This is a genomic window from Streptomyces nodosus, assembly GCF_008704995.1.
Classification (GTDB): Bacteria; Actinomycetota; Actinomycetes; order Streptomycetales; family Streptomycetaceae; genus Streptomyces; species Streptomyces nodosus.
Window position 1 is genome coordinate 6,492,174 of the sequence record NZ_CP023747.1, and the last position, 17,247, is coordinate 6,509,420.

Genomic DNA, 17,247 nt, shown 5'->3' on the forward strand with positions numbered 1-17,247 from the left:
TCCCGGTGCGGTCCCGGCCGGATCCCGGTGTGGACCGGCCGGATTCCGGCATGGTCCGGTCCGGTCCGGGCGGATCGCGCCGGGGTCAGTCCCCGGGGCTCATCCCCTGCCGATCAGGTCGGGCGGGAAGGCGCCCGCCGTGAGGGCCCTGGTCAGCAGCCCGCCCGCCAGCTCGGTGAGTCGCTCGACGCCCGCGGTGCCCAGATGTTCGTACGGAGCCCGGTCGAGACGGTCGGTCTCCGCCTCCAGGTCCCGGCGCAGCTCGGTGCCCGCCTCGGTCAGTTCGCCCTCCGCGTCGAGCAGTCCGCGCTCGTGCAGCCGCTCGGACGCCGCGTCCCAGTCCTCGCTGTCCCAGCCGCGCGTGGCGAGGACCCACCGCGGGTTCATGCCCTTGCCGGTCGCGGTGTGCGTCACCAGGGCCTCCACCGGGCCGAGTTCCCGGTCCAGCAGCGCCGCGAGATGGCCGTCGCCTCGGTGCTCACGCAGCAGCGTCGTCGCGTGCCAGAACGCCAGATGCGGCTGCTCGGGCACGGGCAGATCGGCGTGCGCGGCATACAGGGGGCGCGCGTGCGGGGTGCACGCCTCGGTGGCGCGCAGGGCGAGTTCGGCCGCCTCGGCCATCTCCTTGGAGGCGAGGGCCTCCTCGCCGAGAACCCGGCGCAGAGTCGCGTCCACGGCTCGCACCCGGGCCGCGAGCACCGTGTCCGGGGACGCCGTCTCCCATACGGCGGGGATGTGGCGTGCCACCAGTGCGGGCCGGAAGTTGTAGAACGTCGCCGTCACCACGCCGGCGCCCACCCGCCCCAGCGCGGCGGCCCGCACCGCGATATAGGCGGCCCGCTGGTCGGTGACGCCGACGGCGGTCAGTTCCCGGTCCAGATCGGGTGAGAAGTAGTGCGACGAGTGCAGCGGATTGAGCACATTGTGGCAGCGCCGTCCGGCGTGCTCCGGAAGGGGAGTCGTCATGTCCCGCAGGCTACCGACTGGTCGGTACGCGAGGAAAGCGGAGAGGCTCCCCGGAGCGATCGGCCGACGCCCTACGGCACCGGCGCCCCGCGCGGCCAACCGGCCCGCCGCGGTGGGGAGTTCCTCGCGCAGAGCGGTTTCATTCCGGCAGGGTCCAGGTGAACCGCGGCTCTCTGCGCTCCAGGAACGCGGCGACGCCCTCCGCGGTGTCGCCGCTGCCGCGTGCCTGTCCGGCCCAGTACGCGTCCCGGTCCGTGCGTCCGTTCGCGAACTCCTTGGCGGCGGCCTGCGTCAGCTGGGAGCGGGACGACAGCACACGGGTGAACTCCGCCACGCGCCGGTCCAGTTCGCCCACGGGCAGCACCTCGTCGAGCAGACCCGTCCGCAGCGCCCGTGCCGCATCGATCAACTCGCCCGAGAACAGCAGATACTTGGCGGCCGCGGGGCCCACCAGCGTGACCAGCCGGCGGGTGGAGGAGGCCGCGTAGACGATCCCCAGCTTCGCCGGGGTCACTCCGAACAACGCGTCCTCCTGGGCGAACCGCAGATCGCAGGCCGCCGCGAGCTGGGTCCCGCCGCCCACACAGTGACCGCGGATCGCCGCCAGGGTCGGCTTGGGGAACGCGGCCAGCGCCTCCTCGGCCAGCACGGCCAGGGACTGCGCCGTCTCGGACGACCCCTGGAGCGTGGTGATGTCGGCGCCCGCGCAGAAGGTCCGGCCCTCACCGGTGAGCACCAGCACCCGCACGGCCGGATCGGCGGCCAGCTCGTCGAGCAGCGGCGGCAGCGCCTTCCACATGCCGGCCGTCATGGCGTTCCGCCGGGCGGGGTGGTGGATGACGACGGTCGCGACCCCGTCGGTGACGCGGTGCAGCAGCTGCGGCTCCATGGGCCGGATGCTATCCGCACCCCTCGAACGTCCGGTCACCAAGGGGTCCGATGCCGCGAGGGGCCGACGGACGTGGAACCCGTACAACCCGAAGAGTTCCGAAGTCGGCGCAGCGGAGACAGGACCGGTCACGCAGTCGACCGCCTCATACGGCAACGGTCAGATGTCGTCGATACCCGCTGACTTCTGTTCAGTCATTCGGGACGGACCAGCGCATTCCCAACACTCGACGTGTGGTGACAATCGAGCGCAAAGGCGGCGACCGGACGATGGAGAACGAAGGGCGGGGGTCCGGCCCACGCCCTGAAGACGGCGGAGGCGGGCCGGACGGCCGCAGACCGCCGGGACCGCTGCCGTACGAGGGTGTGTGGCGGTTCACCGCGGCGGCCGTGGACCCCTCGGTGCCGCAGGCGCGGCACGCCGTCCGGGATCTGCTCGCCCGGCAGGGCGTACCCGCCTCGGACGACACCGTGCACGCTCTGCTGCTGATCGTGTCCGAACTGGTCACCAACGTGGTCCGGCACGCGGCGCTGCTGTCGCCGGTGTTCGGCGTGGAGGTCGCCGTCGGCCCCGAGTGGGTGCGGGTGGCGGTGGAGGACGAGCATCCCTACCGTCCGAGCGCCCTGGAGACCGACCACGCCCGCACCGGCGGCCGGGGACTGCTCCTGGTCCGCGAGGTGACCCGGGAGGCGGGCGGGGTGTGCGACGTCGAGCACACGGCGCGCGGCGGCAAGGTGGTCTGGGCCGCCCTCCCGCTCAAACACCCCGGGTTCCTGTGACACGCCAGGGCGGTGCCCCGGAGGCCTGAGCCCGACCGGGCGGGGGCCGGCCGGGACGCGACGGTCCCGGTGCCGGCGGGGCACCCGGCGGTCGCGGCGATCACGGGCCGGGCCGGCACCCGGGCCACCGGCCCGCGAGGCCGGCGGGACTGCCGGTCACCGGTCCGCCGCGACTCCCGGTGGATATAGCGGACATGGCGGTCGCGGGTCGAGCATGAAGGTCGGACCGGCATCTGGGGCACCGGCCCGCAGGAGTGGCCGGACTGCCGTTCACCGGCCCGCCGCGGCCCCTCGTCGGGCGCGGCGGTCAGGAGCCGGGCGCGAAGGCCGGACCGGCACCGGGGCCACCGGCCCGTCGAGGCCGGCCGGGCCCCCGGTCACCAGCCGGCGGACTCCCCGGTCAGTTCTCTGACCGCCGGACGCGCCGCGTCCAGGACCGTCATGAACCACGACGAGAACGTGTCCTTCGCATGCCGCTCCGCCAGCTCCTCCGGGGTCACGAAGGCCGTCGCCCCGACCTCCTCCGGGTCCGGGCGCAGAGGTGACTGGACCAGCCCGACGAAGAGATGGTTGTACTCCTGCTCCACCAGGCCCGACCCCGGGTCCGGGTGGTTGTAGCGGACCGTGCCCGCCTCCGCCAGCAGCGAGGGGGAGACCCCCAGCTCCTCGTACGTCCGCCGGGCCGCCGCCGCGAACGGGGCCTCACCCGGGTAGGGGTGACCGCAACAGGTGTTGGACCAGACACCGGGCGAGTGGTATTTGCCCGACGCCCGCTGCTGGAGCAACAGCCTGCCGCGCTCGTCGAAGAGGAACACCGAGAACGCCCGGTGGAGCCGGCCCGGCGGCTGATGCGCGGAGAGCTTCTCCGCCGTACCGATCGTGATGCCGTCCTCGTCGACGAGCTCCAGGAAAATGGCCTCGGCGGTGCCGTTCGACGAACGGTTCGTCGCGGTGGCAGGTGTGATCGGCATACCCATCCTTCGCATCGGTTGTCCAGCCCCAAGTCTGCCGCACGAATCCGGCACTCCCGGCACTTCATGACGCTCCGCATGTCCCTTCCGCCCCACCCTGACGGGCTGTGCGGCCCTTCGGGACAGGCACCGGAAGCGAGGGCGACGAAACCTGATCGTGCCCGCTGCCCGAGCGGGGAAACCGCCCTCCGGGCGGGTGGGCGACCGGTCAGTGCCGGCGTGCCTCCGGGTGGTGCAGCAGCCAGCCCCGCCAGGCCGACTCCACCATCTCCCGCACCCCGCGCCGGGCGCTCCAGCCCAGCTCCCGCTCGGCCAGCGCGGCCGAGCCGACCGCGCGGGGGGCGTCACCGGGGCGGCGCGGCTCGACGACCGCGGGTGTGGTGTCCCCGGTCACCTCGCCGATGAGCGTGACGATCTCCCGTACCGAGACGCCCTCGCCGCGGCCGATGTTGACCGTCAGGTCGCCCGTCGCACCCCCGGCCAGCCGCCGGGCCGCCGCCAGATGCGCATCGGCGAGGTCGGCGACATGGATGTAGTCGCGGACACAGGTGCCGTCCGGTGTCGGATAGTCGTCGCCGAAGATCCGGGGGGCCTCGCCCCGGGTCAGCCGGTCGAAGACCATCGGCACCACGTTGAAGACCCCCGTGTCGGCCAGCTCGGGCCCGGCCGCCCCCGCCACGTTGAAATAGCGCAGACAGACGGTCGCGATCCCGTGCGCCCGGCCCGCCGCCCGCACCAGCCACTCGCCCGCGAGCTTGGTCTCGCCGTACGGGCTCATCGGGACGCAGGGGGTGTCCTCCGTGATGAGGTCCACATCGGGGTTGCCGTAGACGGCCGCGGACGACGAGAACAGGAACCGTCCGATCCCCGCCCCGGCGACCGCCTCCAGCAGCGTCGCCAGACCGCCCACGTTCTCCTGGTAGTAGCGGCTCGGCTGCTCCATGGACTCGCCGACCTGTTTGCGCGCCGCGAGATGCACCACACCGGTCACCGCGTGCTCGGCGAAGATCCGCTTGAGCAGCTCCCCGTCCAGCACGGAGCCCTGGACCAGCCCGATGCCCTCCGGGAGCCGGGTGGGCTCCCCGGACGAGAGATCGTCCAGGACCAGGACCGACTCATCCTCCGCGACCATCGCCCGCGCCACATGTGCCCCGATGTATCCGGCCCCGCCGGTGATCAGCCATGTCATGGGCCCTCACCCTATGCCCGTACGGTGAACAACACTCCCGATGTCGCGATTGTGTGCACCTGCACCCACGGTTTGTGGCAGGCCCGTCCGATCCCCGATGATGATCGCGGCGGTGGCGGAGCAGACCGGGTCGATCGGCCCGTGAACGGCCGGTGAACACCGGCTTCCAGGCATCCGATAACCTCTGCCGACATGCCGCCCGGCCCCGGCCCCCGCCCCGGGTGTCCCACGCCACACACATGACCGGCGCCCGTACGCGTCGGGCCTCAGGGAGTGAGTTCGTCTGTCGACCGCCATCCTCACCGGCCAGCCGGTCCCCGGATCGTCGCTCGAGGGCGATCTGCGGTCCCTGGGCTTCGACGTGCGGGTCGCCACCGACGCCGGTAACGCCGAGACACTCGTCGCCGCCGTACCGGCGGACCAGCGGGTGGCGATCGTCGACGCCCGCTTCGTGGGCCATCCGCACGCGCTGCGCCTCGGCCTCACCGACCCACGCTTCCCGGCCGCCGCGGTGTCAGGTGCCGTCACCGTCCGCCCCGCCGCCCGCCAGGCGCTGACCCGCGCCCTGGCCCGGGAGACTTCCGCCGCGAGTGACGGCGCCGGCTCCGGGGCCACGGCGGCCGGCGAGCGCCCGGGCGTTGCCACGGACGGCGCGCCGACCGGCGCCGCCCCCGCCGACGGCACCCTCGCCCTCACCGACGGGGCCCCCGCCGACAGCCTCGCCGAGCGCCTCACCGCGGCCCTCGACGCCGACGGCATACCGGTGCACCGCCCCGAACTGGGCACCCTGGTCGCCGTCGTCCCCATCGACCCCCAGGCCCGCAACGAGGCCCGGCAGGCGGTCCTGGCCGTCGACGACGAGGCGGTGCGCCTGCGCGGCGCCGTCAAGGCCCGCGACGGCTTCTTCACCACCCACTGCATCAGCCCCTACTCGCGGTACATCGCCCGCTGGTGCGCCCGCCGCGGCCTCACCCCCAACCAGGTCACCACCGCCTCGCTGCTCACCGCGCTGATCGCGGCGGGCTGCGCGGCCACCGGCACCCGCCCCGGATTCGTCGCCGCGGGCGTGCTGCTGATCGTCTCCTTCGTCCTGGACTGCACCGACGGTCAGCTCGCCCGCTACTCCCTGCAGTACTCGACGCTCGGCGCCTGGCTGGACGCCACCTTCGACCGCGCCAAGGAATACGCCTACTACGCCGGTCTCGCCCTGGGCGCGGCCCGCGGCGGCGACGACGTCTGGGCGCTCGCCCTCGGCGCGATGGTGCTGCAGACCTGCCGGCATGTCGTGGACTTCTCCTTCAACGAGGCGAACCACGACGCGACCGCCAACACCAGTCCCACCGCGGCCCTGTCCGACCGTCTCGACAGCGTCGGCTGGACGGTGTGGATCCGCCGGATGATCGTGCTGCCGATCGGGGAACGCTGGGCGATGATCGCCGTCCTGACGGCGCTCACCACCCCTCGTATCACCTTCTATGTGCTGCTGATCGGCTGCGCCTTCGCCGCCATGTACACCACCGCGGGCCGGGTGCTGCGCTCCCTGACGCGCAAGGCACGCCGTACCGACCGGGCAGCGCAGGCGCTGGCGGACCTCGCGGACAGCGGGCCGCTCGCACAGCCCCTGGCCGGTGCGACCGGCTCCCTTGCGCGCCGGCTGCCCGGCATCGCCACCCCGGCCGTCGCCCTGCTCGGCTCGCTCGCCGTGGTGGCCACCGCCGCACTCACCGGCTTCGGCGGGGTGTGGCCCGTCCTCGGGGCCGTCGTCTATACCGCCGCCTCCGGCCTGGCCGTCGCCCGCCCCCTCAAGGGCGCCTTGGACTGGCTGGTCCCCCCCTTCCTCCGCGCCGCCGAGTACGGCACCGTGCTGGTACTGGCGGCCAAAGCAGGGGTGAACGGAGCGCTACCGGCTGCTTTCGGGCTGGTGGCGGCGGTCGCCTACCATCACTACGACACGGTGTACCGCATCCGCGGCGGCGCCGGCGCGCCGCCGTCCTGGCTGGTGCGCGCGATCGGGGGGCACGAGGGCCGGACGCTGTTGGTCACGGCCCTGGCCGCGCTGCTCGGCGCGGCACAGTTCAAGGTCGCGCTCACGGTCCTGGCCGGGTATGTCGCCGTGCTGGTGATCGTCGAGAGCGTCCGCTTCTGGGTGGCTGCCCACAAGGGCGGCGCACCCGCCGTACACGATGAAGGAGAACCCGCATGATCGGCCTCGTGCTGGCGGCCGGCGCCGGACGGCGCCTGCGTCCCTACACCGACACCCTGCCCAAGGCTCTGGTGCCGGTGGGGCCCGTGGACAGTGAGGACGGTCCCACGGTCCTGGACCTCACGCTCGGCAACTTCGCCGAGATCGGCCTGACCGAGGCCGCGATCATCGTCGGCTACCGCAAGGAGGCCGTCTACGAGCGTCGGGAGGCCCTGGAGCGCAAGTACGGCCTCAAGCTCACCCTGATCGACAACGACAAGGCCGAGGAGTGGAACAACGCCTACTCCCTGTGGTGCGGCCGTGACGCCCTCAAGGACGGGGTGATCCTCGCCAACGGCGACACCGTGCACCCGGTCTCCGTCGAGCGGTCGCTGCTCGCCGCTCGCGGCGACGGCAGGAGGATCATCCTCGCCGTCGACACGGTGAAGGAGCTCGCCGACGAGGAGATGAAGGTCGTCGTGGACCCCGAGAAGGGCGTCCGGAAGATCACCAAGCTGATGGAGCCCTCCGAGGCCACCGGCGAGTACATCGGCGTCACCCTGATCGAGGGCGAGGCCGCCGCGGACCTGGCCGACGCGCTGAAGACGGTGTGGGAGACCGACCCGCAGCAGTTCTACGAGCACGGCTACCAGGAGCTCGTCGACCGCGGCTTCCGGATCGACGTGGCACCGATCGGCGACGTCCCGTGGGTCGAGATCGACAACCACGACGACCTGGCCAAGGGGCGGGAGATCGCATGCCGCTACTGACGAGGCTCATTCCCTCGCCGGTCGTCGTCGACATCCGCCCGGGTGCCCTCGACGACCTGGCCGGGGTGCTCGCCGACGAGCGGATCTCGCACTCGGGCAAGCTGGCCGTCGCGGTCAGCGGCGGCTCGGGCGCCAGGCTGCGCGAGCGGCTCGCCCCCGGGCTGCCCGGCGCCACCTGGTACGAGGTCGGCGGCGGCACCCTCGACGACGCGGTCCGGCTGGCCGGCGACATGAAGTCCGACCAGTACGACGCACTCGTGGGTCTGGGCGGCGGCAAGATCATCGACTGTGCCAAGTTCGCCGCCGCGCGGGTCGGTCTGCCGCTGGTCGCGGTGCCCACCAACCTGGCGCACGACGGACTGTGCTCACCGGTCGCCACCCTCGACAACGACGCGGGACGCGGCTCCTATGGCGTGCCGAACCCGATCGCGGTCGTCATCGACCTGGACGTCATCCGGGCCGCCCCGGTGCGTTTCGTCCGTGCGGGCATCGGCGACGCCGTGTCCAACATCTCCGCGATCGCGGACTGGGAGCTCTCCCACCGCGTCAACGGCGAGAAGGTGGACGGCCTTGCCGCGGCCATGGCCCGGCAGGCCGGTGAGGCGGTGCTGCGCCACCCCGGGGACATCGGCGACAACGCCTTCCTCCAGGTGCTGGCCGAGGCGCTGGTACTCACCGGTATCGCCATGTCGGTGTCGGGCGACTCCCGTCCCGCCTCCGGCGCCTGCCACGAGATCAACCACGCCTTCGACCTCCTCTACCCCAAGCGCGCGGCGAGCCACGGCGAGCAGTGCGGACTGGGCGCCGCCTTCGCGATGTATCTGCGCGGGGCGCACGAGGAGTCCGCGAACATGGCCCGGATACTGCGCCGGCACGGGCTGCCGGTGCTGCCGGGGGACATCGGTTTCACCGTGGACGAATTCGTCCGGGTCGTCGACTTCGCTCCGCAGACCCGGCCGGGCCGCTACACGATCCTCGAACACCTCGACCTGAAGACCGACCAGATCAAGGACGCATACGCCGACTATGTCAAGGCCATCGGTAGCTGAACTCCGTCCTGTCGTCCACCCCGAAGGGGTGAAGGACCGGCGCAGCGGTGAGCACTGGGCGGGACGCCTGTACATGCGGGAGATCTCGCTGCGGGTGGACCGCTACCTGGTGAACACCAGGATCACTCCCAACCAGCTCACCTATCTGATGACCGTTTTCGGCGTCCTCGCCGCCCCGGCCCTGCTGGTGCCGGGGGTGGCGGGCGCCGTGCTCGGGGTGGTGATGGTCCAGCTCTATCTGCTGCTGGACTGCGTCGACGGCGAGATGGCCCGCTGGAAGAAGCAGTACTCGCTCTCCGGTGTGTACCTCGACCGGGTCGGCGCCTATCTGTGCGACGCCGCGGTCCTGGTCGGCTTCGGACTGCGGGCCGCCGATCTCTGGGGCTCCGGGCGGATCGACTGGCTGTGGGCCTTCCTGGGCACTCTGGCCGCGCTCGGCGCCGTCCTGATCAAGGCCGAGACCGACCTGGTGGGCGTCGCCCGTCACCAGGGCGGGCTGCCGCCGGTCAAGGAGGCCGCGTCCGAGCCGCGCTCCTCCGGACTGGCCCTGGCCCGCAGGGCCGCCGGGGCGCTGAAGTTCCACCGGCTGGTCCTCGGGATCGAGGCGTCCCTGCTGATCCTGGTGCTGGCGGTCGTGGACGCGGTCCGGGGCGACCTGTTCTTCACCCGGCTCGGCGTCGCGGTGCTGGCCGGCATCGCCCTGCTGCAGACCCTGCTGCACCTGGTGTCCGTCCTCGCCTCCAGCAGGCTGAAGTGAGCGGCGCCCTCAAGGTCGGGGCGGTCGTCATCACGATGGGCAACCGCCCCGCCGAACTCCGCGCCCTCCTCGACTCGGTGGCCAAGCAGGACGGCGACCCGGTCGAGGTGGTCGTGGTCGGCAACGGCTCGCCCGTCCCCGATGTCCCCGAGGGCGTTCGCACGGTCGAGCTGCCGGAGAACCTCGGCATCCCCGGCGGCCGCAATGTGGGCATCGAGGCCTTCGGTCCCGGCGGCACCGACGTCGATGTGCTGCTCTTCCTGGACGACGACGGACTGCTCGCCCGCAACGACACCGCCGAACTGTGCCGGGAGGCCTTCGCCGCCGACCCGGAGCTCGGGATCATCAGCTTCCGCATCGCCGACCCCGACACCGGTGAGACCCAGCGGCGCCATGTGCCCCGGCTGCGCGCCTCCGACCCGATGCGCTCCTCCCGGGTCACCACCTTCCTCGGCGGCGCCAACGCCGTCCGTACCACGGTGTTCGCTGAGGTCGGCGGCCTGCCGGACGAGTTCTTCTACGCCCATGAGGAGACCGACCTGGCCTGGCGCGCGCTGAACGCGGGCTGGCTGATCGACTACCGGTCCGACATGGTGCTCAACCACCCGACGACCGCCCCGTCCCGGCATGCGGTGTACCACCGGATGGTCGCCCGCAACCGGGTCTGGCTGGCCCGCCGCAACCTGCCCGCCGTGCTGGTCCCCGTCTATCTGGGCGTCTGGATGCTGCTGACGCTGCTGCGCCGTCCCTCACGGGCCGCGCTCAAGGCGTGGTTCGGCGGATTCCGGGAGGGCTGGACCACCGCGTGCGGTCCACGGCGCCCCATGAAGTGGCGTACGGTGTGGCGGCTGACCCGATTGGGCCGACCTCCGGTCATCTGACACGCTCGATGGCCGGAACCCGGCGGGTGGGACCCACCTTCCCGGCTCTTACCCGCGCGCGGGCAGGCCGCGTACCCCGGAAACGGAGAGTTTGCCAACCTGTGAGTGAGACAACGCATGACGGCGGCGTCGCCGTGAGCGACGCCCCGTCGCCCGACGAAGGTCTGACCCCGGCCGAGCTGGCCGCCAAGTACGGGCTCGCGGTCAGCGGAGCGCGGCCCGGGCTCAGGGAGTACATCCGTCAGTTGTGGGGACGGCGGCACTTCATCCTCGCCTTCTCGCGGGCGAAACTCACCGCCCAGTACAGCCAGGCCAAGCTGGGCCAGCTCTGGCAGGTGGCCACGCCGCTGCTGAACGCATGCGTGTACTACCTGATCTTCGGGCTGATCCTGAAGGCCAGCCGCGGCCTGCCGCAGGAGACCTACATCCCGTTCCTGGTGACCGGCGTGTTCGTCTTCACCTTCACCCAGAGCTCGGTGATGGCCGGTGTCCGCGCGATCTCCGGCAACCTGGGCCTGGTGCGCGCCCTGCACTTCCCGCGCGCCTCGCTGCCCATCTCGTTCGCGCTGCAGCAGCTCCAGCAGCTGCTCTACTCGATGATCGTGCTGTTCGCCGTGGTGGTGGCCTTCGGCACCTACCCCCGGCTGTCCTGGCTGCTGATCGTCCCGGTGCTGGTGCTCCAGGTGCTCTTCAACACGGGACTGGCGCTCGTCGTCGCGCGGCTGGGAGCCAAGACCCCGGACCTCGCCCAGCTGATGCCGTTCGTCCTGCGCACCTGGATGTATGCGTCCGGCGTCATGTTCTCCATCCACAACATGCTCGCCGGCCGCTCCGAATGGGTCACCCGTCTGTTGCAGGTGAACCCGGCCGCCGTCTATATGGACCTGGCCCGTTTCTCGCTCATCCGGGGCTACGGCGCCGAGCACCTGCCGCCGCATGTGTGGGCGATCGCGCTGTTCTGGGCCGTCGTCGTCTTCGTGGGCGGATTCGTGTATTTCTGGAAGGCGGAGGAGCGGTACGGCCGTGGCTGAACAGAGCACCGGGGCCCGCGTGCCCACCGTCATCGCGGACGAGCTGCACATCGTCTACCGGGTCAACGGCGCCAAGACGGGCCGGGGCAGCGCGACAGCGGCCCTCAGCCGCATCCTCAAGCGCGGCGAGGAGCGCGGCGTGCGCAAGGTGCACGCCGTCAAGGGCGTCTCGTTCATCTCCTACCGGGGCGAGGCCATCGGCCTGATCGGCTCGAACGGCTCCGGCAAGTCCACCCTGCTGCGGGCCATCGCCGGTCTGCTGCCCGCGGAGCGGGGCAAGGTGTACACCGATGGCCAGCCCTCGCTGCTCGGGGTGAACGCGGCCCTGATGAACGACCTGACCGGGGAGCGCAATGTCATCCTGGGCGGCCTCGCGATGGGGATGTCCCGGGAGGAGATCAGGTCCCGCTACGAGGGGATCGTGGACTTCTCGGGCATCAACGAGAAGGGCGACTTCATCACGCTGCCGATGCGCACCTACTCCTCCGGTATGGCGGCCCGGCTGCGGTTCTCCATCGCGGCCGCCAAGGACCACGATGTGCTGATGATCGACGAGGCGCTCGCCACCGGTGACCGCAAGTTCCAGAAGCGCTCGGAGAAGCGCATCCGGGAGCTGCGCGAGGAGGCGGGCACGGTGTTCCTGGTCAGCCACAACAACAAGTCGATCCGGGACACCTGCGATCGGGTCCTGTGGCTGGAACGCGGCGAACTGCGGATGGACGGTCCCACCGCGGAGGTCCTCAAGGAGTACGAGAAGTTCACCGGCAAGTGACACGGTGCCGCGGCACCGGTGCGGGGCTCCGCCGGAAGGTCCGGTGGGGCCCCGCTCCTGCAAAGGAAAAGCCAACTCTGGGTCCGCGGGGGAATCTTGACATCGATCGGTGTGTTGTTGTGATCTGCAGGACACCCCGGCGAACCTCGATGCGTTGTACAACGTAAGCTGTAGCGGTGCTGATTCGCGGCAAGTGGGACGATAGTGCCCTGTACCTCACACCTGCCGCGTTGCGTGGACGGCCAGGCGGCGTGTCCGAAATGGGATGTTTTGGATCCGCAGTGTAGAACGGGAGATGTGACGGCAATGGGTACGGGAAGTCTCCAGCTCCGCGAGGCATGTGCCGTCTCCGCGTCGGGCGGCGAGCGGTGACCCAAGCCGGGACGGCGCGCACCGGTGACCCGGAGCGCGGCACCCTCGACAAGGCCACGGACGAGAACTTCCCCGTGGCCCCCTTCTTCCTGCCCAGGGCCTGGCGGACCGATCTGATGGCCGTCTACGGTTTCGCCCGTCTCGTCGACGACATCGGCGACGGGGACCTCGCCCCCGGCGGCGCCGACGCCCGGCTGCTCGGGGTCCCGCCCGAGGAGGCCGAGGACCGCCTGGTCCTGCTCGACGCCTTCGAGGCCGATCTGCACCGGGTCTTCGGGGCGACTCCTCGGCACCCGCTGCTGCGCCGCCTCCAGCCCACGGTCCGGCGCACCGGTCTCACCCCCGAGCCGTTCCTCGGCCTGATCGCCGCCAATCGCCAGGACCAGCTCGTCAAGCGCTACGAGACCTACGAAGACCTCCTCGCGTACTGCGAACTGTCCGCCAACCCGGTCGGACGACTCGTCCTGGCCGTCACCGGTACGTCCACCCCGGAGCGCATCCGCCGCTCCGACGCGATCTGCACCGCACTGCAGATCGTCGAACACCTTCAGGACGTCACCGAGGACCTCGGCCGCGACCGCATCTACCTCCCCGCCGCGGACATGAAGCGCTTTCACGTCCGGGAGACGGACCTCGCCACGAAGACCGCGGGCGCGTCGGTGCGCGCGCTGGTCGCCTACGAAGCGGAACGCGCCCGCGATCTCCTGAATGAAGGCGCCCCCCTGGTGGGTAGCGTCCACGGCAGGCTGCGGCTGCTGCTCGCGGGCTTCGTGGCGGGAGGAAGGGCGGCGATCCATGCGATCGCCGCCGCCGAATACGACGTACTTCCCGGCCCCCCCAAGCCCGGCAGGCTCCGGTTGCTCCGCGAGGTGGGCGTGACTCTGCGAGGAGAGGGGTGATCCGAACCGTGGAGTCGGAACATCACATGTCCCCACAGGTACTCGCCGCGTACAGCTACTGCGAGACCGTGACCGGGCATCAGGCCCGTAACTTCGCGTACGGCATCCGACTGCTGCCGACGCCCAAGCGCCGCGCGATGTCGGCGCTCTATGCGCTGTCGCGGAGGGTCGACGACATCGGCGACGGCACGCTGCCGACGGACGTCAAGGCCGAGCGGCTGGAGGAGACCCGGACCCTGCTGGGCCGGGTCGGCGACGGAAAGGTGGCCGAGGACGACACCGACCCGGTCGCGGTCGCCCTCGCCCATGCCTCCCGTGTCTTCCCGATCCCGCTCGGTGGCCTCGACGAACTCATCGACGGCGTCCTCATGGACGTACGCGGTGAGACCTATGAGAGCTGGGACGACCTGAAGGTCTACTGCCGCTGTGTGGCCGGGGCCATCGGGCGGCTGTCGCTCGGTGTGTTCGGCACCGAACCGGGGGCGCGCGGCGCCGAACGCGCGCCGGAGTACGCCGACACACTCGGGCTCGCGCTCCAACTGACCAACATCCTCCGGGACATCCGTGAGGACGCCGGGAACGGGCGCGTCTATCTGCCCGCCGACGACCTCGCCAAGTTCGGCTGCTCGGCCGGGTTCCACGGACCGACGCCACCCGAGGGCTCCGACTTCGCGGGCCTCGTGCACTTCGAAGTGCGTCGGGCCCGCGCCCTTTTCGCGGAGGGCTACCGGCTGCTGCCGCTGCTCGACCGGCGCAGCGGCGCCTGTGTCGCCGCCATGGCGGGCATCTACCGCCGGCTCCTCGACCGCATCGAACGCGAGCCGGAGGCCGTGCTGCGCGGCCGGGTCTCGCTGCCCGGCCGTGAGAAGGCCTACGTCGCCATGCGCGGCCTGTCCGGCCTGGACACGCGCACCGTGTCCCGGCAGACCGTCAGGAGGCGTGCCTGATGGACCGTTCCCTGCTCAGCGCCGCCACCGCCGAAAAGCGTCAGGCAACCCCGCGGTCCGGCGCGGCGTCCCAGACTGAGGCGGTCCGCCGTGCATCGTTCAAGCACCACGGCGGACCGGCAGGGGAGGCAGCACCATGAGCGACGGCACACAGCACGGGAACGGGGCCGCGGACGGCCCCGGGCGCCCCGGGACACCGTCGGCCGGGAGCTCCGCCGTGGTGGTCGGCGGGGGACTCGCCGGGATCACGGCCGCGCTGGCGCTCGCCGACGCCGGTGTGCGGGTCACCCTGCTGGAGGGGCGGCCGCGGCTGGGCGGACTCGCCTTCTCCTTCCAGCGCGGGGAGCTGACCGTGGACAACGGCCAGCATGTCTATCTGCGCTGCTGCACCGCCTACCGCTGGCTCCTGGACCGCATCGACGCGACCGGTCTCGCACCCGTGCAGGATCGTCTCGACGTGCCCGTTCTCGACGCCGAGGCCGCTCCCGGACGACGCCTGGGCAGACTGCGGCGGGACGCGCTGCCCGTGCCCCTGCATCTCGGGCGCAGCCTGGCCACCTACCCCCATCTCTCACTCGCCGAGCGCGCCAGGGTCGGGCGTGCCGCACTGGCGCTCCGCGCCCTCGACCCCAGGGATCCCGCGCTCGACACGCAGGACTTCGGCAGCTGGCTGACCGAGCACGGCCAGTCCGCGCGCGCCGTCGAGGCACTGTGGGACCTGGTCGGGGTCGCCACCCTCAACGCGGCGGCCGGCGACGCCTCGCTCGGGCTGGCCGCGATGGTGTTCAAGACGGGACTGCTGTCCGACCCGGGCGCGGCCGACATCGGATGGGCCCGCGTCCCGCTGGGCGAACTGCACGACCGGCTGGCCCGCAAGGCGCTCGACTCCGCGGGTGTCCGTACCGAGGTCCGTACCCGCGTCACCGCCCTGTCCACCGACGGAAACGGGACCTGGAGCGTCCAGGTCCCCGGGGAACGCATCGAGGCCGACGCCGTCGTGCTCGCCGTGCCGCAGCGCGAGGCCCACGACCTGCTGCCCGCCGGCGCCCTGGACAGCCCCGAGCGGCTGCTGGAGATCGGCACCGCACCGATCCTCAACGTCCATGTCGTGTTCGACCGCAAGGTGCTCGGGCGGCCGTTCTTCACCGCGATCGGCTCCCCGGTGCAGTGGGTCTTCGACCGCACCGAGGCCTCCGGGCTGCGTGAGGGCCAGTACCTCGCCGTGTCCCAGTCGACGGCGCAGGACGAGATCGACCTGCCCGTCGCCGTACTGCGCGAGCGCTATCTGCCGGAACTCCGGCGGCTGTTGCCGGCCGCTCGCGGAGCCGAGGTGAAGGACTTCTTCGTGACCCGGGAGCGCACCGCCACGTTCGCGCCCAGCCCCGGCGTCGGACGGCTGCGTCCCGGCGCCCGCACCAAGGCCCCCGGCCTCTGTCTGGCCGGAGCGTGGACCGCCACCGGGTGGCCCGCGACCATGGAGAGCGCGGTCCGCAGTGGAGTCAGCGCGGCGAGTGCCGTGCTGGGCACCCTGGGACGGTCCGGCGCCCACCTCCCCGATCTGTTCGAGGAGGCGGCATGAGCGCCGGTCCGCACGGGGCAGGCCCCCACACCCCCGGTATCGCAACAAGAGGAGAGACCGTGCCCCCTGTGCCCCCGGCCGAGGCAGCCGACCCAAGTACCGAGGTGGAGGTGTCCGCGCTCCTGGAGCGCGGGCGGACCCTGGCCACCCCGGTGCTGCGGGCGGCCGTCGACCGCTTGGCACCGCCCATGGACACCGTCGCCGCCTACCACTTCGGCTGGATCGACGCCGAGGGCAACCCCGCGGACGGCGACGGCGGCAAGGCCGTGCGCCCCGCACTGGCCCTGCTCTCCGCGCAGGCCGCGGGCCGGGACCCCGAGGTGGGCGTGCCCGGCGCGGTCGCGGTCGAACTGGTGCACAACTTCTCGCTGCTGCACGACGACCTGATGGACGGCGACGAACAGCGCCGTCACCGCGACACCGTATGGAAGGTCCACGGCCCCGCCCAGGCCATCCTCGTCGGTGACGCCCTGTTCGCGCTGGCCAACGAGATCCTGCTGGAACTCGGCACCACCGAGGCCGGACGCGCCGCCCGCCGGCTGACCGCCGCCACCCGCGCCCTGATCGACGGCCAGGCGCAGGACATCTCGTACGAGCACCGCGACCGCGTCAGCGTCCGGGAGTGCCTGGAGATGGAGGGCAACAAGACCGGGGCGCTGCTCGCCTGCGCCTCCTCCATCGGTGCCGTCCTCGGCGGCGCCGACGACACCGCCGCCGAGGCACTGGAGCGCTACGGCTATCACCTCGGACTCGCCTTCCAGGCCGTCGACGACCTCCTCGGCATCTGGGGCGACCCGGACGCCACCGGAAAGCAGACCTGGAGCGATCTGCGCCAGCGCAAGAAGTCCCTGCCGGTGGTGGCCGCGCTGGCGGCCGGCGGCCCCGCCTCCGACCGGCTCGGCGAGATCCTCGCCGAGGACGCCAAGAGCAGTGACTTCGAGAACTTCTCCGAGGAGGAGTTCGCCGCGCGCGCCGCGCTCATCGAGGAGGCGGGCGGCCGGGAGTGGACCGCCCAGGAAGCACGCCGTCAGCACGCGATCGCCCTGGAGGCCCTCGACGCGGTCGGGATGCCCCCGCAGGTGCGCGCGCAGTTCACGGCGCTCGCCGACTTCGTCGTCGTACGAAAGAGATGATCACTATAGATCGCATACACCTCGCGTAGTCGCCGGCCGGTGCCCCGAGCACCCGAGCACCGGCCGACGGCGGACCCAGAG

At 71.9% G+C, this 17,247-nt stretch carries 17 protein-coding genes; 13 read left to right on the forward strand and 4 right to left on the reverse strand.

All coding sequences use genetic code 11. The annotated features are described in order from the left end of the window. Positions 1-99: 99 nt before the first annotated feature. Positions 100-966: an SCO6745 family protein gene (locus CP978_RS28905; RefSeq protein ID WP_043445644.1), complete on the reverse strand. Its 867-nt coding sequence runs from the start codon at positions 964-966 to the stop codon at positions 100-102. A 139-nt stretch (positions 967-1,105) separates the two neighbouring features. Next, a complete protein-coding gene (locus tag CP978_RS28910) occupies positions 1,106-1,855 on the reverse strand; it encodes an enoyl-CoA hydratase/isomerase family protein (protein WP_043445645.1) in 750 nt (249 codons plus the stop codon). 269 nt (positions 1,856-2,124) lie between these two features. Between CP978_RS28910 and CP978_RS28915 the strand changes: the two genes are divergently transcribed. Then, a complete protein-coding gene (locus tag CP978_RS28915) occupies positions 2,125-2,634 on the forward strand; it encodes an ATP-binding protein (RefSeq protein ID WP_079162574.1) in 510 nt (169 codons plus the stop codon). Positions 2,635-3,011: 377 nt separating this feature from the next. Here CP978_RS28915 and idi read toward each other — a convergent pair whose 3' ends face one another. Together idi and galE are read right to left on the reverse strand one after the other, a co-directional pair. After that, entirely contained in the window at positions 3,012-3,605 is a 594-nt protein-coding gene (gene idi, locus CP978_RS28920; RefSeq protein ID WP_043445647.1) for an isopentenyl-diphosphate Delta-isomerase, read from the reverse strand. A gap of 208 nt (positions 3,606-3,813) precedes the next feature. After that, on the reverse strand, positions 3,814-4,794 hold the full coding sequence (gene galE, locus CP978_RS28925) for a UDP-glucose 4-epimerase GalE (RefSeq protein ID WP_043445649.1): 981 nt from the start codon (positions 4,792-4,794) through the stop codon (positions 3,814-3,816). 283 nt (positions 4,795-5,077) lie between these two features. Between galE and CP978_RS28930 the strand changes: the two genes are divergently transcribed. The 12 genes from CP978_RS28930 (at position 5,078) to CP978_RS28980 (ending at position 17,166) form a co-directional block, all read left to right on the forward strand. After that, positions 5,078-6,997 (forward strand): DUF5941 domain-containing protein, encoded by a 1,920-nt coding sequence (locus CP978_RS28930; protein WP_150478333.1) that lies wholly within the window; start codon positions 5,078-5,080, stop codon positions 6,995-6,997. Next, positions 6,994-7,746, forward strand: coding sequence for a phosphocholine cytidylyltransferase family protein (locus CP978_RS28935; protein WP_043445651.1), 753 nt, complete (start codon positions 6,994-6,996; stop codon positions 7,744-7,746). Before CP978_RS28930 ends, CP978_RS28935 begins: the two co-directional genes overlap by 4 nt. After that, on the forward strand, positions 7,734-8,795 hold the full coding sequence (locus tag CP978_RS28940; RefSeq protein WP_043445652.1) for an iron-containing alcohol dehydrogenase family protein: 1,062 nt from the start codon (positions 7,734-7,736) through the stop codon (positions 8,793-8,795). The genes CP978_RS28935 and CP978_RS28940 overlap by 13 nt, the downstream gene beginning before the upstream one ends. After that, positions 8,773-9,552, forward strand: a complete 780-nt coding sequence (locus CP978_RS28945) for a CDP-alcohol phosphatidyltransferase family protein (RefSeq protein WP_079162575.1) — start codon at positions 8,773-8,775, stop codon at positions 9,550-9,552. Before CP978_RS28940 ends, CP978_RS28945 begins: the two co-directional genes overlap by 23 nt. Positions 9,553-9,587: 35 nt before the next feature. Next, a complete protein-coding gene (locus CP978_RS28950; protein ID WP_052454635.1) occupies positions 9,588-10,433 on the forward strand; it encodes a glycosyltransferase family 2 protein in 846 nt (281 codons plus the stop codon). Between the two features lie 101 nt (positions 10,434-10,534). Further along, positions 10,535-11,464 carry an ABC transporter permease gene (locus CP978_RS28955; protein ID WP_043445659.1) on the forward strand — a complete coding sequence of 310 codons (930 nt, stop codon included), beginning with the start codon at positions 10,535-10,537 and terminating at the stop codon, positions 11,462-11,464. Continuing rightward, positions 11,457-12,236 carry an ABC transporter ATP-binding protein gene (locus CP978_RS28960; RefSeq protein ID WP_043445662.1) on the forward strand — a complete coding sequence of 260 codons (780 nt, stop codon included), beginning with the start codon at positions 11,457-11,459 and terminating at the stop codon, positions 12,234-12,236. The genes CP978_RS28955 and CP978_RS28960 overlap by 8 nt, the downstream gene beginning before the upstream one ends. Before the next feature lie 368 nt (positions 12,237-12,604). Continuing rightward, positions 12,605-13,507, forward strand: a complete 903-nt coding sequence (gene hpnC, locus CP978_RS28965; protein ID WP_043445663.1) for a squalene synthase HpnC — start codon at positions 12,605-12,607, stop codon at positions 13,505-13,507. Then, on the forward strand, positions 13,504-14,454 hold the full coding sequence (gene hpnD / locus CP978_RS28970) for a presqualene diphosphate synthase HpnD (RefSeq protein ID WP_043445667.1): 951 nt from the start codon (positions 13,504-13,506) through the stop codon (positions 14,452-14,454). The genes hpnC and hpnD overlap by 4 nt, the downstream gene beginning before the upstream one ends. Next, positions 14,454-14,594, forward strand: coding sequence for a DUF6380 family protein (locus tag CP978_RS36455; protein WP_221501009.1), 141 nt, complete (start codon positions 14,454-14,456; stop codon positions 14,592-14,594). Before hpnD ends, CP978_RS36455 begins: the two co-directional genes overlap by 1 nt. Beyond that, positions 14,591-16,033 (forward strand): hydroxysqualene dehydroxylase HpnE, encoded by a 1,443-nt coding sequence (gene hpnE / locus CP978_RS28975; protein WP_043445669.1) that lies wholly within the window; start codon positions 14,591-14,593, stop codon positions 16,031-16,033. The genes CP978_RS36455 and hpnE overlap by 4 nt, the downstream gene beginning before the upstream one ends. After that, the gene (locus CP978_RS28980; protein ID WP_079162354.1) at positions 16,030-17,166 is read left to right on the forward strand and encodes a polyprenyl synthetase family protein; all 1,137 of its coding nucleotides are present in this window, start codon (positions 16,030-16,032) and stop codon (positions 17,164-17,166) included. Before hpnE ends, CP978_RS28980 begins: the two co-directional genes overlap by 4 nt. Positions 17,167-17,247: the final 81 nt, after the last annotated feature.

Bases quoted from the DNA above. Each gene is read 5' to 3' on its own strand.
- CP978_RS28945 (WP_079162575.1), top strand. From the start codon at position 8,773: ATGTCAAGGCCATCGGTAGCTGAACTCCGTCCTGTCGTCCACCCCGAA.
- idi (WP_043445647.1), bottom strand. From the start codon at position 3,605: ATGCCGATCACACCTGCCACCGCGACGAACCGTTCGTCGAACGGCACC.
- CP978_RS36455 (WP_221501009.1), top strand. From the start codon at position 14,454: ATGGACCGTTCCCTGCTCAGCGCCGCCACCGCCGAAAAGCGTCAGGCA.
- CP978_RS28950 (WP_052454635.1), top strand. From the start codon at position 9,588: ATGGGCAACCGCCCCGCCGAACTCCGCGCCCTCCTCGACTCGGTGGCC.
- CP978_RS28940 (WP_043445652.1), top strand. From the start codon at position 7,734: ATGCCGCTACTGACGAGGCTCATTCCCTCGCCGGTCGTCGTCGACATC.
- galE (WP_043445649.1), bottom strand. From the start codon at position 4,794: ATGACATGGCTGATCACCGGCGGGGCCGGATACATCGGGGCACATGTG.
- CP978_RS28905 (WP_043445644.1), bottom strand. From the start codon at position 966: ATGACGACTCCCCTTCCGGAGCACGCCGGACGGCGCTGCCACAATGTG.
- CP978_RS28935 (WP_043445651.1), top strand. From the start codon at position 6,994: ATGATCGGCCTCGTGCTGGCGGCCGGCGCCGGACGGCGCCTGCGTCCC.
- CP978_RS28980 (WP_079162354.1), top strand. From the start codon at position 16,030: ATGAGCGCCGGTCCGCACGGGGCAGGCCCCCACACCCCCGGTATCGCA.
- CP978_RS28910 (WP_043445645.1), bottom strand. From the start codon at position 1,855: ATGGAGCCGCAGCTGCTGCACCGCGTCACCGACGGGGTCGCGACCGTC.
- hpnE (WP_043445669.1), top strand. From the start codon at position 14,591: ATGAGCGACGGCACACAGCACGGGAACGGGGCCGCGGACGGCCCCGGG.
- CP978_RS28915 (WP_079162574.1), top strand. From the start codon at position 2,125: ATGGAGAACGAAGGGCGGGGGTCCGGCCCACGCCCTGAAGACGGCGGA.